This window comes from Lysinibacillus sphaericus OT4b.31, from assembly GCF_000392615.1.
Lineage (GTDB): Bacteria > Bacillota > Bacilli > Bacillales_A > Planococcaceae > Lysinibacillus > Lysinibacillus sphaericus_B.
Genome location: NZ_KB933398.1, coordinates 132,104 through 147,025, shown reverse-complemented (window position 1 = coordinate 147,025; position 14,922 = coordinate 132,104). Strand labels below are relative to the sequence as shown.

Below are 14,922 nucleotides of genomic sequence, written 5' to 3'. Positions count from 1 at the left end.
TCCTTTCTATGCTAAATTAATATTACCTACTAGTATAAAGGAGTTTCTACTATATGAAAATGTTATACGAGCCTGCAATTCACTTTCAACAAATCAGCTTTTCAATGAATAACAAGGCTATTTTAAAAACCATTACTGGGTCCATACCAAAGGGCAAAATTACGACACTTGTTGGTCCATCTGGTGCAGGTAAAACAACGTTACTGAAAATGTGCAATGGGCTACTAACACCAACAGACGGGCAAATTTTGATTGATGATCAGCCAATTTCTACCTATGAGCCCACTACTTTACGAAGACAGGTAGGTATTGCTCTTCAAGCCGCGCCAATGATTGCCGGTTCGGTTTTTGATAATTTAGCCCTTCCCCGTTCACTACAAGGAAAAACACTTACTCAACAAGAAGCAATCCAGTATCTACAGGACGTCGGACTAGATGAAAGCTTTTTACAACGTTCAACAACTGAATTATCCGGTGGACAACGCCAAAAGGTATCAATCGCGCGTACCCTCATCAACCAATCGTCTATCCTATTATTAGATGAAATTACCTCTGCTCTCGATCGTCAATCAGTACAGGACATCGAGGCACTCATTGTGACATTAAACAAAAAATACAATGTCACGATGATTTGGATTACACACAATTTACATCAGGCACTAACGATTGGTCATTATACATGGGTTATGATGGATGGAGAGCTTATTGAAACTGGCCAAAGCTCACTACTGAATGCACCAACTAATCCTCGTGTTGCAGAATTTGTACAGGGGGTAAACGCATGACATATACCGCACTCTCCCTTACATTGATTTTTGTGTTAATTCCATTGTTATTATCAAAAGCGTTAAAGCTTGGCCTTGAAAAGGATACAATTATTGCGACTATACGCTCCATTATTCAGTTATTGGCAGTTGGCTACATTTTAAAACTTGTCTTTGATACAGGAAGCATTATTTTTATTTTGTTGATGGTTGCATTGATGATTATTGTCGCAACCCTAAATACTCGTAAAAAAGGGGAAGGAATAAGAGGGATTACATGGAAGATTGCCATTACCCTTGTTGTAGTCGAAATTGTGACACAAGGCGTATTAATTGGTTTTGGCATTATACCTGCAACAGCACAATATATCATTCCTATTAGCGGAATGTTAATTGGAAATTCTATGGTATTATCAATACTATTTTTAAATCGTTTCACAGCAGAAATTACAAGTCATCAAAATGAGATTGAGCTCATTTTATCACTTGGAGGTACCCCAAAACAGGCGATCCATCGGCAATTAATCAGTGCTATTAAGGCCAGTATGATTCCAACAATTGAAAGTCAAAAAACAATTGGACTTGTACAATTACCAGGCATGATGAGCGGACAAATCATCGGTGGTGCAGACCCTATCCAAGCCGTACAATTTCAACTATTGATCATTTTCGCACTTCTAACAACTGCAACATTATCCAGCATAATGATAGGCTTTTTAAGCTATCCTGTATTATTTAATGAACGTATGCAAATAATAGAAAACAAATAATTGTAACATCGAATCCATTACATTTTTTCCAAATATGTTATACTAAAAAGAAAAATGCTGTGAGGAGAATGACCATGTTATTACGCGATTTTTTCATTCAATTATCTGAGAACCAACTATTAAATAGTACTGCTAAAAAATACGGCTTAAAATTAGGAGCCCAAAATGTAGTAGCTGGTACAAATATAGAAGAAACGATTGCAAGCATCAAAGAACTAAATGCCCATAATATCTCTTGTACAGTTGATAATTTAGGGGAATTTGTTGCTAGTGAAGAAGAAGCATCTGCAGCCAAAGAACAAATCCTTGCTGTTATTGAAGCGATTCATGAAAACGGTGTCAACGCCCATATTTCACTTAAACCTTCTCAGTTGGGCTTAGATATTGACGTTGATTTTTGCTATGACAATTTATATGAAATCGTTGAAAAAGCCGCTGCCTATAATATTTTTGTTAACTTTGATATGGAAGATTACGGTCGTCTCCAAACGTCCTTTGATATGGTAGAAGAACTTTCTAAAACGTTTAATAACGTCGGTACAGTTATTCAATCATACTTTTATCGTGCAAAAGACGATATAGAGAAATTCAAAAACTATCGTTTACGCATTGTAAAAGGAGCATATAAAGAACCTGTGGAAGTTGCTTTCCAGGATAAATTAGATATCGATTTAAACTTTATCGAGCTGATTGAATATCATTTACTTCACGGTAAATTCACATCAATTGCAACACATGACCATAACGTCATCGCACATGTAAAACGCTTTGTTGCTGACAATAATATACCGCTTGATAAATTCGAATTCCAAATGCTTTACGGCTTCCGCACGGACATGCAAAAAGAGCTGGCAAAAGAAGGCTATAACTTCTGCGTATACGTACCATTTGGCGAAGATTGGTACGGTTACTTTATGCGTCGTTTAGCGGAGCGCCCACAAAACATTAACCTTGTAACGAAGCAAGTATTTACGAAAAAAACGAATACAGTCCTTGCTGTTGCAGCAGGTGCATTCGTTCTTGGACGCTTAACAAAGCGCAATAAGTAATGATTGAACCTTATCGCCTCTTCATGGCGATAAGGTCTTTTTTATCATACAATTATACATTTCATCATAATGTACCACGTGCATTTTATGGACGATTTTTTCATTTTTTCAATAAACACCTTACAAAATAGAAAATGCGGCGAGAATTTGCTTCCCGCCACATTGTTAAGGATTTGTTGACCATAGACCAGCATGTTTTAATACCACACGTGGATGTAACTTCAATTGTGCCACCATTAAGTCGGCAAGGTCTTCCGCCTGCATAACTTTTTCAGGATTGCCGTCAGTTAGTTGTAACTCGACAGCCATATCTGTCGCCACTGTACTTGGTGTTAACGTCACAACGCGGATATTATGCTTACGAACCTCTAACATTAATGATTCACTCATACCGATAACAGCTGCTTTCGATGCACTATATGCACTTGTAATCGGTGCACCTTTTTGCCCTGCAGTAGATGAAATATTAATAATATCGCCTGACTCACGTTCGATCATTTCAGGTAATACTGCACGTGTCGTGTAATACACACCTTTTACATTTACATCTACGATATTTGTCCAGTCTTCCGGTGAAAGTTCTAAAAACTTGCCGAATTTTGAAATACCTGCGTTATTTACTAAAATATCAATAGGACCTAATTCCGTCCGAATACTTTCAACCGCTTTTTCTATCGACTCTAAATCGGCTACATTAGCTGCCGCAATGGCTACTTTCACATCATATGCCTTTAATTCTTCGGCAACATGTTGCAAATTTTCCACTGTACGACCTACAAGACCGACGTTTATGCCCTCTTGCGCAAAGGCGATTGCTGTCGCACGTCCAATGCCACGACCCGCACCAGTAATTAACGCATTTTTTCCAGATATAGTTTGCATAGCTCTTACTCCCTTTTGAATAGTTTATAGATCAAATCTCCATTTTTTAGCATACCTATTCGTCAGTCAAAAGTACATTCAGAAGTCTTATTTATTCCAGCCTTTTTCCTTAAAGCGCGCAATAGCTTCAATCCGATTCCCAACATGTAACTTTTCTAAGATAGTTGAAATATAGTTACGTACAGTGCCCGCCGATAAAAACAATTCTGCGGCAATTTCCTTTGTTGTCTTCCCTTCAGCAACCAATGTCAGTACCTGACTTTCACGCTCAGTTAAAGGATTTTCACTATCATCTTCATAAACAAAATCAACAAGCTCTGGGGCATAAATACGTTTGCCGTCCATAATTGTACGAATAGCACTTACCAATTCCTCTATCGGACTATCCTTTAGTAAATAACCACGAACACCCGCTTTTCTTGCCCGTTCAAAATAGCCCGGTCTTGCAAACGTTGTTAAAATAATGACTTTACAATCCGAACCATGCAATTCTTCAGCAGCATCAAGTCCAGTTTTCACTGGCATTTCGATATCCATAATACAAATATCTGGTTGATACTGCTCTACAAGTGCCAATGCTTCCTCACCATTTTTTGCTAACCCAACGACCTCCATATCATCCTCCATACTGAGTAACGAACGAAGTGCCCCTAACAGCATACCTTGATCTTCAGCAATTACAATTCGAATCATGTCACAATCCTCTTTTCCTCTATATGTTCTGCAGGTTGTCTTTGACCTTTTGATGTGTGATGGTCACCGGAATAGACACAGTTAATGTTGTACCCTCACCATTCTCTATTTTAAAGGTGCCATTAATAAATTCTAAACGCTCTCGCATCCCCTTTAACCCATTACCATTCTTCAATACCTGCTTCTTCGAAATACCCTGTCCATTATCACGAACAACTAGATATACTTCCTTAAAATTTTGATGGAAGGCAATTTCACATTTACTCGCACCACTATGCTTAACGACATTCGTTACCGCCTCTTTTAAACACATGGATAAAACATTTTCCACAAGCGGTGGAACCTGTAGCGAATCCTTATCTCCATCAAAAACAAACTCCATTTCGGCCGCTTTTAGGATTTGAGAAATACGCATAATCTCATCCTCAAATTTCGCTGTACGCATATCTGAAACTAATTCACGAACCTCTTTAAGCGCAATACTGGCAGTTTGACGAATATCTCTAATCTCTACTAACGCCTGTTGCGGATCTCGCTCAATAAGTCTTGTGGCTAGGTCACTTTTCAATCCAATCATTGATAATTTTTGACCCAATGTATCGTGTAGATCACGCGCAATGCGTTGACGTTCCTCAAAAATAATCAATTCCGCAATTCTTTCATTGGCCGTTTCCAATTGCCCTTCTAAATTCTCACGCTTATTTTTCGAATAAATGGTAAGAGGTAAAAGCACTACCGCTAAAATCGTTAGCACTACAAACGGAAGTTGAGATAAAAATAAGTGTAATTCCACGAAGAATCCAACCCCAGTAGAAATAACAGTAAAGCCTATATGCAGCCCGTACATAATATAAAAGCCTACAGGTCTACGAATATTTCCAATGAAAAACGCAGTAAATATGGACAAATACACATAGCCATACAATATTGTCAAAATGATATTAATGACCATTTCGAAGCTAATCCACATATAAACAAGCCCATTTTTCGAATTTACGGAAAAACGATAAAAAATAAAATACAGCATTAAAAAGGTAATTCCTATCGATATTTCAATATAAGAAGATTTTTTAAAAATAAAGAAAAACGGTAGAAAACAAAAAATAATCCATAAATAAATACTCAGTATGGGACTATTCGGAATTATACTATGCCACTTTCTCATCATAACCTCACGATCTTTCCTACTTTTTCCCTTTATTATAACAAGAAAAGCGCATATGCGCCTATCTCTCGTTGCTGTCGCTTCGCTTTCGCACGGTCAAACCTTTCGTTGCTGTCGCTTCACCTCATCGTTTCCGTACAAAAAATCACTTTATGTAAAACAGCCATCCCCAGAAGAGATGGCTGATCAATTTCCACTAAGCAGCTATACTGCCTTTCGCTTTTCGTTTAATAATTTCATTAACATCTTTAAATGATACAAATTTCCCTTGCTCTTCGTCATATAATTTATAACGTAACGATTCAAAACTTGTACGTAATGTAATTGTTGTTGCTGTTTGTAACGGTGGTGTTTCATTATGCGCTTTTTCAAGATTATAGTTAGGTACACGAGGTGCTAAATGGTGGACATGGTGGAAACCGATGTTACCCGTTGCCCATTGCAATACCTTTGGTAATTTATAGTATGAACTGCCTTCAACAGCTGCTTTTACATAATCCCACTCTGTGTCATGTTCAAAGTAAGAATCCTCATACGTATGCTGGATGTAAAATAGCCAAATGCCAAGTGAGCCTGCAACGAATAATGTTACACCCTGCACTAACAAGAATGCTTGCCACCCTAAGAAGTAAATTAATGCTGCACATATACCTACAATAATAACATTCGTAATATGTGTATTGGCACGTTCCTTTGATTTTGCATCCTTACGATTAAAACGATTTAACACTAACACCATATATAACGGACCTAAGCCGAACATTACAAGTGGATTACGATAAAAACGATACCATAAACGTTGCCCTTTAGAAGCTTCTATATACTCTTCCACTGTCATCATATCAATATCACCGATTCCACGCTTATCTAAGTTCGAACTTGTTGCGTGGTGAATTGTATGCTCACGCTTCCATTTTTCATACGGAAATGAAGTGATTACCCCAGTAAATAAACCAACCCAGTCATTTGCTTTTTTACTTTTGAAAAATGAACCGTGTGTACAGTCATGGAAAATAATAAATGCTCGTACGACAAACCCAGCTGAAATTACACTTAAACCTGCAGTTAACCATGGTGAAACATTAACTAACATATATCCAGCAACCCATAGAACAATTAACGGTACAATTGTATTCACCATTTGAAAAATACTTTTTCCAGTATCCGATTTTGCAAATGGTGCTACATCTTGGCGCAGCTTTTTTGTTTTTTCTTTATCTGTAGCCATTTCGTTTTCCCTCGTTTCCTTTTGCTTATGACCTCATCATAAAACAAGAGTATAATGAGCAACAGACGCAAACATCATAAAAAGGATATGACAAATGTCATATCCTTTCTGACTGTAGACCAACTCCAAAAAAATATGAGTGTCTACAGGCTTTTTTCTTTTTAGAATAAATAGTAAGAAAACGTTGGTTTCCGTTCCAGGCGCTCCCTTTCCGCAGGCACGGCACCAACTAATTTTTGCGGCGGATCGCCGCAAAAATGGATTTTCCGCACGTGCTGTTCCTGCAGGAGTGTCGCGCCTTCCACTCCAATCAACTTGTATCGCCTATTGATAATTCTGCTCTAACCTGCTAAACATACTTGAAGTGATGATAAACATGATGACGAAAAATCAAATCAATGAGCGTGAATAACTAGAAATGTTAGCGATTGATTTTTTGTTTATCTATCCTTTAGTAGAAACCTATATTTACCATAGGGCGTCCACGTATCCGTTCAATGCGTCAAACTATTAAAGTAATTGAAACGAGTATGGCCCTATCATTGGTTTTTAAGATTTGGCTTTCATACAGGAGTACTTCATTTCTCTACTTTCACTAAAAATGATGAACGTCGCTTCCGAAATACAGATGTGAATGTCATAGCCTTTTTATATTTTCGGTCCGCTTAAATGTAGTTGATAAAATACTAAATCCAGCCATTCTTCAAATTTATAGCCTGCATTTTTTATCGTTCCCGCATATTCAAAACCTAACTTTTCATGCGCTTTCATACTTCCTAAGTTTTCAGCATCAATACCCGCCACAAGTGTTTTGACCCCTTGCTCCTCTGCAATACGTATTAATTCACGCATCAGTTTAGTCGCAATACCTTTCTGATAATGTTCCTTATGTACATACACTGAATGCTCCATCGTATGCTTGTAACCAGGGTATGGGCGAAACTGACTATAAGTAGCAAAACCTGCCACTTCTCCGTTTTCCTCAAAGACTAGCAATGGATTACCAGATTGTTGTTGCTCGTCAAACCACTGTTTCTTTTCATTTAATGTTTGCGTCTCATAACGGTAGACAGCTGTGCTCGTTAAAATGATGTCATTGTAGATGTCTAAAACTTCGGGTAAATCTTTTACTTCCATTATTCGAATCATTTATATCCACATCCTTACTTTAAGAAAATACATCCTCTGTAAACAGCAGGTATTTTACATGTTATACATAATCCGTTATCACTTGGCGTAATTGATGTCAGGGGGTTTTGAATAGTACAAAGTCAATATCCATGACATCCGCCGAGGTGACCTTTAATGCCTACTACACAGAGTCAAACCAACTGACATAAAATTACACATTGAAATATCGTGCATCTGGATGGGCAAAGACCATTGCTGACACAGAAGCTTCCGGTTCCATCATAAAGCCCTCTGTTAGCTGAACACCAATATCCTCCGGCTTCAATAAGCCGAATAATTTTTCTTGGTCTTCTAAGTTTGGACACGCTGGGTAGCCAAATGAGAAACGCTGTCCTTGATATTTCGCCGCAAAACGGTCGCGCATCGTGAAGTCTGTAGCATCCGGGAAGCCCCATTGATCACGGATTTCTTGATGCATGCGCTCAGCAAAACCTTCAGCTAATTCAAGAGCCGTTGATTGCAGCGCATGACTTTCTAGAAATTTCCCTTGTTCTTTTAACTGTCGTGCTGTTGCCATTACGCCTTGTCCAGCTGTTACAACCATAAGTGCAATGTAATCCATTTCGCCACTTTCTACTGTTTTTAAGAAATCCGCTAGGCACATAAAAGGCTCAATCTGTTGACGAGGGAATGTAAAACGCTCAATTTCTGTTTTACTATCTGCTGGATCATAAACCACTACATCATCACCATGTGCTTGCGCTGGGAAAAACTGATACATGCCGGATGGTTTTAGTAAATCGCTTTGTAGATAGCCATCCACTAAATCTTTTAGTTCTGTAGCACGTGAGTCCCCGGCGTCTAGTAATTGTTGCACTTGCCCTTTTAAGCCTAAATGATGCCCAAGTAATGTGCGCATATTTACGTAAGGATATAAATGAGACACTGAATACTCTTTTTTCACATGGCGACGAACATCTGCCGGTAAGTAAACCTGTGCATCCTTGACTGTACGCGCTGGCTTAACCGTTACTTCTTTCACAGGGCGAGCCGCACGTTTTTCATCGGCTTCTAATCGTTTTTGACGTGAGTCTGCAATTTCAGTTAAGAAGTTCTCTCGAGTCTCCGTACCCATTAATAGATTTGCTTGCTCTAAACCTTGCATCGCATCTTTAGAATAAATAACAGGACCATCATACTCGTTAGCAATTTTCGTTTCTGTAAAGCGACGAGACAACGCTGCGCCACCTACTAAAATCGGGACATCAATACCTGCTTCCTTAAAGTCCTGTGCGGTAATAACCATTTGTTGCGCAGATTTTACAAGTAGGCCAGAAAGTCCGATGAAATCAGGTTTCTCCTTGCGAACGGCTTCTATTAACTGCGCTGGTGTAACTTTGATGCCAAGATCCACTACCTTAAAGCCATTGTTACTTAAAATGATATCAACTAAGTTTTTACCGATATCATGCACATCGCCTTTTACAGTAGCAAGCACCATTTTACCTTTGCCTGCGCTTTCTTCATCTTTTTCCATGAATTGCTCAAGATGCGCTACTGCGGCCTTCATAACACCTGCCGATTGTAGAACTTCCGCCACGATGAGCTGATTATCGTTAAATAAGCGACCTACCTCAGCCATCCCTGCCATTAATGGACCATTAATAATATCAAGTGGTGCATCATAGATTACACGAGCAGCGTCTAAATCTTCAATTAAACCTTCTTTTGTACCCTCTAAAATATAGTAAGCTAAGCGACCTTCCACTGTTTTTGGAATATCCGCTTCCGTTTTTTCTTTCTTCTTATCACGATAAAAATCGGTGAATACTGCAAGTGTTTCATCATTCGTATTGAATAATAAATCATTGGCAAGCTTAATTTCCTCTTCAGGAATTGATGCATAACGCTCTAACTTCTCCGTATTGACAATCGCGTAATCTAAGCCAGCAAGTGTACAGTGATATAGATAGACGGCATTCAAAACCTCACGACCTACTGGTGGTAAACCGAATGAAATATTACTAACGCCGAGCACTGTCAATGCTCTTGGCATTTTTTCTTTGATAAGTCGAATTCCCTCAATAGTTTCAAGTGCTGAGCCAATATATTGCTCATCTCCTGTACCAACGGGGAACATTAACGGATCAAAAATAATGTCTTCTGGTGCTAGGCCCCATTTTTCCGTTAATAATTGATACGAACGTTCGGCAATTTCTAACTTGCGCTGACGATCTACCGCCATACCTTGTTCGTCAATTGTACCGACAACTAGTGAGCCACCATATTTTTTCACAAGAGGCATAACCGCATCAAAACGTTCCTCGCCATCCTCAAGGTTAATGGAGTTAATGATGGCCTTACCTTGAGAGAATTTCAATGCTTCCTCAATCACGTTTTCATCTGTAGAGTCAATTACGAGTGGCACTTTAACCTTTTTTACTACCTCTTGCATGAAACCACGCATATCTGCTAATTCATCACGGTCTGGATTAGCTAAACAAATATCAATAACATGCGCTCCATTTTTCACTTGCGCACGTGCAATTTCTGCCGCTTCCTCAAACTTGCCATCTATAATTAAGTTTTTAAACTTACGGGAACCAATAACATTTGTACGCTCCCCAATAAATAATGGTCGCATTGAATCGTCATAGACTAGTGGATCAATCCCAGATACAACATGTCCATGTGTCGCTTCAGGTAATTGACGAGGTTTTTCATCTTTTATCGCCTCGCGGATTGCTGCAATATGCGCTGGTGTCGTTCCACAGCAACCGCCCACAATATTTAGCCAACCTTTTTCAGCAAAGCCTTTTAATTTTTGTGACAGTGATTCTGGTGATTCATGATAACAACCTTCTTCATCCGGTAACCCTGCATTCGGATAACAGCTAATATAGCCTGTAGAAAGCTCTGCCAGTGAACGAATATGGTCTGTCATGAACTCCGGACCTGTTGCACAGTTCAAGCCAACTGATAACGGCTTAATATGCTCAATTGAAATATAAAATGCATCAATTGTTTGTCCTGCAAGTGTTGTACCCATTGGTTCAATCGTACCTGAAATCATCACTGGAATTTCTTTTCCCGTAGTTTCAAAGGCGCGTGATACTCCCAGTGTCCCCGCCTTGACGTTCAACATATCCTGACTTGTTTCTAGTAAAAGAACATCTGCACCTGCTTCTATTAATGCCTTCGCCTGCACATAGAAGTTTTCCTCAAGCTCATCAAATGCAATACCACCGGTTACGGATAATGTTTTGGTTGTCGGTCCCATCGCTCCGGCCACAAAACGAGGCCATGCTTGTGTCGAAAACTGATCCACAACTTTACGAGCAATTTCCACAGCACGCTTATTAATTTCTTCGGCCTTTGCGCCAAGATTATATTCATTTAATACGAGTGGTGTGCCCCCAAACGTATTTGTACAAATAATATCTGCACCTGCTTCTAAATATTTTCGGTGAACCTTATCAAGTATATCCGGTCTTGTTAGCACAAGATTTTCGTTACAACCATCAAGCTCCTCACCGCCAAAATCTTCTGCAGATAAGTTTTCATTTTGTAGCATTGTACCCATTGCGCCATCAAGAATTAATATTCTTTTCTCTAGTTGCTCTTCAATTAAGTGCTTAGCCATCTATACGTACCCCTTTTTTCTGTTCATCCAATTGCTCAATATATTTCATCAACTCTAGTGTCATGTCATAGCGTAAGAACGGTGTGATTAAGTAAATACCATTGAAATATTCCGAAGCTACTTCTACTAATTCTTTTGCAATCGCAATTCCTTCCAGTGTGGCACGTTCCTTATCTTCCCCACAAACCTTCATTCGCGCTAATGCATCATCCGATAATTTAATGCCCGGTACTTCATGATGTAAAAACTCTGCACTCTTATAGCTCGTAACGGGCATAATTCCAATATAAATCGGTGTGTCTAAATGCTTTGTTGCCTCGTAAATTTCTATGATTTTTTCCTTCGTATACACAGGCTGTGATATGAAGTAATCCGCACCATGTTCAATCTTCTTCTCTAATCGTGCCACGGCACGGTCCAATACCCGTACATTCGGATTAAATGCAGCCGCTACCGAGAAGTTTGCCTTTTTACGAAGAGGCTTTCCTGAGAATGATACCCCTTCATTTAGCTGCTTAATGAGTTGAATTAGTTCCATTGATGATACATCATAAACGCTTGTCGCACCTGGGAAGTCCCCCACCTTTGTGGGATCCCCAGTAACTGCTAAAATATCATGAATCCCTAGTGCATTTAAGCCCATCAAATGTGATTGTAAACCAATTAAGTTACGGTCACGGCACGTAATATGTGTCAGTGGTCGTATACCCTGTGTTCCTTTAAGCAAAGCGCCCATCGCAACATTGCTAATACGCGGGGATGCTAAAGAATTATCTGCCATCATCACCACATCCGCGCCTGCGTCATATAACTTTTTGGCTCCATACATAAAACCGTCAATTTCTAAATGCCTTGGTGTATCTAGTTCCACAATGATAGAACGCTCACGTTTGACCTTTTCATGTAACGGTTCGTACGTTGCTGGCTCTGCCTCGCGAACGATCTCAATCTTTTCTGGCTTTGCATACTTTTGTTTTACAGGTGCAAGCTCTTCTAAATATTTTTTAACAGCCTCAATATGCTTTGGTGTCGTCCCACAACATCCCCCGATTAAACGTACACCTTGATCTCGTAGAGCAACTGCCGCACGACCAAAATAATCTGCTTCCGATTCATACACGACACGCCCATCCTCCAAATCTAACAGGGAAGCATTCGGATAGGCTGACATAAATGCCTTGTCAGGAAGTTCTACCCCTTCAAACGCTTGAATTGTATGATGGGGGCCTAATCGACAGTTAACACCAACTACATCCGCACCAAGTGTCTCTAACTCGTGTAAGGCATGATTTAATGTCATTCCATTTTGTAATACCCCTGGCTCATGCATAGATACCTGTGCAATAATCGGTAAATTTGTTTTAGTCCGTAACATAGATAATGTTGCTGTTAACTCTTCAAAATCATAATATGTTTCTAGTAAAAGGCCATCTGGATTGCCTGCAAGTAACACGGTTGCCTGTTCTTCAACAGTCACTAGAATTTCTTCTAATGTTGCATCACTTTTGCGAATACCACGGATTCCTCCGATTGTGCCAAGTACAAATTGTCCGCCATCCGCTGCTGCACGCTTCGCAATCGTAATGGCCGCTTCATTGAACTGCTGCACACGAGTTTCTAACCCGTAGCGAGCTAATTTAATCGCATTGGCACCATATGTATTGGTTTGGATAATATCAGCGCCAGCTGCAATATATTCACGATGTATCTTTTCTATTAATTCGGGTCGTTGTACATTCATTTCCTCGTGACAGTACTCTAAACCATAACCATATAATACTGTTCCTATTGCACCATCTGCTGTTAAGACATGTGTTTTTAGCTTTTCAAGTAATCCCATAAAACGTAACCTCGCTTCCCTTGTTGTCAAAATATAAAAAGCCTTCTTTTACAAAAAAAGAAGGCTTTAACAGAATCGTAATTGTTTTTTCCTTCTCATCTTCGGACCAAAAAGGTCTTCTGGATTTAGCACCTGACACGAAGTTGGTTGCTGAAGCGTCGCAGGGCCAGTCCCTCAGCTTCTCTTGATAAGAATATAGTATGAATTTTTTAAATAATTAAAAGAATCATATCGGATACAATCGGTAGAGTCAAGACTATTTCACATAACAAAGGATTTTTCACACGAAATAAATGTTTTTTGAGTTTTTCTTAAAAATTACGATAATTTTTCAGCAAGCTCTTCACCAATTTTTTTACCATTTTGAATACAAGCACCGACCCCTACGCCGAAATAGGAACAACCTGCAATTGATAAATTAGGGTATCTTTCTGCAAGTTCTGTTGTTAATCCCTTTAATGCTTCCTGATGAGCTAAATCATATTTTGGCATTTGATCAATCCATTTCGCAACATTTACAACAGTTGGTTTTTCCTCAATGCCTAAACTTTTTCTAACGTCCTCTAGAGCGATAACAGTCAATTCCTCATCTGTCATTGCACGTAATTCCTCATACGCAGGGTTAATGCTCTTATAAAACAGTCGGACAAGTAATTTACTATCCGCTGATGTATGCTTCCATTTTTGGCTCGTCCACGTTGCCGCATTGCATTGTAAATTCGAATTATGTGACGCAATAAAGCCCGTTCCATCCACCGGGAGGACTGCATCTGGCACATCAAAGCCTAAATAAATTGTAATTGCAGATGCCGTATTAAATCGTTCAAAATAACTATTTAATGATGTGTCCTGCAATAAATATTGTACAGCCTCGTTAGGTACTGCTAATACGACATGATTTGCTTCAATTGTTACACCATTGGCCAAAGTAATTACATAGTGTTCGTCATGTTTCTTTATGTGCGTTGTCGCTATTCCTTTGACAATTTCTACATCCGTTAACGTTTCTTCAAGTCGGTCAATAAGCGACGATAAACCCTTTTTAAATGAAATAAATTTTTTATTTGCAGCTTTCACAAATTGCTCGCGGTTCGCATCAAAACCTTTGATAACACTACCATAGTCATTTTTATAATCGATTAAATATGGTAGCGTTGAGCCAATTGATAGCTGATTTAAGTCACCCGAATATACCCCAGCTAGTACTGGTGCTATTTGATTTTGTACGAGCTCTTCGCCTAAATAATATGTTAAAAACTCACCAATAGAGCTTTCCTTAGTAAATCCTACATTTGGCATTGTTAAATCTTTTAATGCCTCTTGCTTTCCTGCTTGTGATACAAGTGTACTGGCTTCAAGAGATGCTAAACTCATTGGAATACCAAATGTTGAATCTGCTGGGATTGCATATAACTCATTATTTGTGTAGATATACGATATGCCTGTTTCGTTGTAGACAAGATCTTCTTCAAACCCAAGCTCTTGCACTAGTTCCATGACCCCTTTATGACGAGCCACAATGGAATCTGCACCTGTTTCCATTATGAAGCCCTGTTCATATGCAGAATGTAGCTTGCCACCTAAGTAGGCATTTTTTTCAATGAGTACTAGTTTTACATCCAAGCCTTTTTCCTTCACCTGGCGTTGTAAATAATGCATCGTACATAATCCTGTAATTCCGCCACCTAATACAACTACTGTTTTCATCTTTACCGCCCCTATTATTTTCTTTATTTCCCTCCCTTCAGTATAAACTC

11 protein-coding genes, 1 pseudogene and 1 riboswitch are annotated in these 14,922 nt (G+C 39.1%); of the genes and pseudogenes, 4 read left to right on the top strand and 8 right to left on the bottom strand.

Going from position 1 to position 14,922, the window contains the following annotated elements; all coding sequences use genetic code 11:
• Positions 1-53 precede the first annotated feature (53 nt).
• The 3 genes from H131_RS00695 (at position 54) to H131_RS00685 (ending at position 2,583) form a co-directional block, all read left to right on the top strand.
• On the top strand, positions 54-785 hold the full coding sequence (locus H131_RS00695; protein ID WP_010857113.1) for an ABC transporter ATP-binding protein: 732 nt from the start codon (positions 54-56) through the stop codon (positions 783-785).
• Positions 782-1,534, top strand: a complete 753-nt coding sequence (locus tag H131_RS00690; RefSeq protein WP_010857112.1) for an ABC transporter permease — start codon at positions 782-784, stop codon at positions 1,532-1,534. The genes H131_RS00695 and H131_RS00690 overlap by 4 nt, the downstream gene beginning before the upstream one ends.
• A gap of 74 nt (positions 1,535-1,608) precedes the next feature.
• A complete protein-coding gene (locus tag H131_RS00685; RefSeq protein WP_010857111.1) occupies positions 1,609-2,583 on the top strand; it encodes a proline dehydrogenase family protein in 975 nt (324 codons plus the stop codon).
• Between the two features lie 165 nt (positions 2,584-2,748).
• Here H131_RS00685 and H131_RS00680 read toward each other — a convergent pair whose 3' ends face one another.
• The 4 genes from H131_RS00680 to desA all read right to left on the bottom strand — a co-directional run bounded on the left by H131_RS00680 (position 2,749) and on the right by desA (position 6,551).
• Positions 2,749-3,465, bottom strand: a complete 717-nt coding sequence (locus H131_RS00680) for a 3-ketoacyl-ACP reductase (RefSeq protein ID WP_010857110.1) — start codon at positions 3,463-3,465, stop codon at positions 2,749-2,751.
• Positions 3,466-3,552: 87 nt separating this feature from the next.
• Positions 3,553-4,158 carry a response regulator transcription factor gene (locus H131_RS00675; protein WP_010857109.1) on the bottom strand — a complete coding sequence of 202 codons (606 nt, stop codon included), beginning with the start codon at positions 4,156-4,158 and terminating at the stop codon, positions 3,553-3,555.
• Positions 4,159-4,177: 19 nt separating this feature from the next.
• Complete coding sequence (locus H131_RS00670; RefSeq protein ID WP_419185146.1) at positions 4,178-5,323, bottom strand: sensor histidine kinase; 1,146 nt, start codon at positions 5,321-5,323, stop codon at positions 4,178-4,180.
• Positions 5,324-5,519: 196 nt separating this feature from the next.
• Positions 5,520-6,551, bottom strand: coding sequence for a Delta(5) desaturase DesA (gene desA / locus H131_RS00665; RefSeq protein ID WP_010857107.1), 1,032 nt, complete (start codon positions 6,549-6,551; stop codon positions 5,520-5,522).
• A 418-nt stretch (positions 6,552-6,969) separates the two neighbouring features.
• Between desA and H131_RS24160 the strand changes: the two are divergent.
• A pseudogene (locus H131_RS24160) lies at positions 6,970-7,184 on the top strand (transposase); the annotation flags it as partial.
• Between the two features lie 15 nt (positions 7,185-7,199).
• Here H131_RS24160 and H131_RS00660 read toward each other — a convergent pair.
• From H131_RS00660 to hemG, 4 genes are all read right to left on the bottom strand, one after another.
• The gene (locus H131_RS00660) at positions 7,200-7,700 is read right to left on the bottom strand and encodes a GNAT family N-acetyltransferase (protein WP_010857106.1); all 501 of its coding nucleotides are present in this window, start codon (positions 7,698-7,700) and stop codon (positions 7,200-7,202) included.
• Positions 7,701-7,893: 193 nt separating this feature from the next.
• Entirely contained in the window at positions 7,894-11,325 is a 3,432-nt protein-coding gene (gene metH, locus H131_RS00655) for a methionine synthase (RefSeq protein ID WP_010857105.1), read from the bottom strand.
• A complete protein-coding gene (locus H131_RS00650) occupies positions 11,318-13,165 on the bottom strand; it encodes a bifunctional homocysteine S-methyltransferase/methylenetetrahydrofolate reductase (protein WP_010857104.1) in 1,848 nt (615 codons plus the stop codon). The genes metH and H131_RS00650 overlap by 8 nt, the downstream gene beginning before the upstream one ends.
• A 92-nt stretch (positions 13,166-13,257) precedes the next feature.
• Positions 13,258-13,359, bottom strand: a riboswitch (SAM riboswitch).
• Between the two features lie 124 nt (positions 13,360-13,483).
• Positions 13,484-14,872 (bottom strand): protoporphyrinogen oxidase, encoded by a 1,389-nt coding sequence (gene hemG, locus H131_RS00645; protein WP_010857103.1) that lies wholly within the window; start codon positions 14,870-14,872, stop codon positions 13,484-13,486.
• Positions 14,873-14,922: the final 50 nt, after the last annotated feature.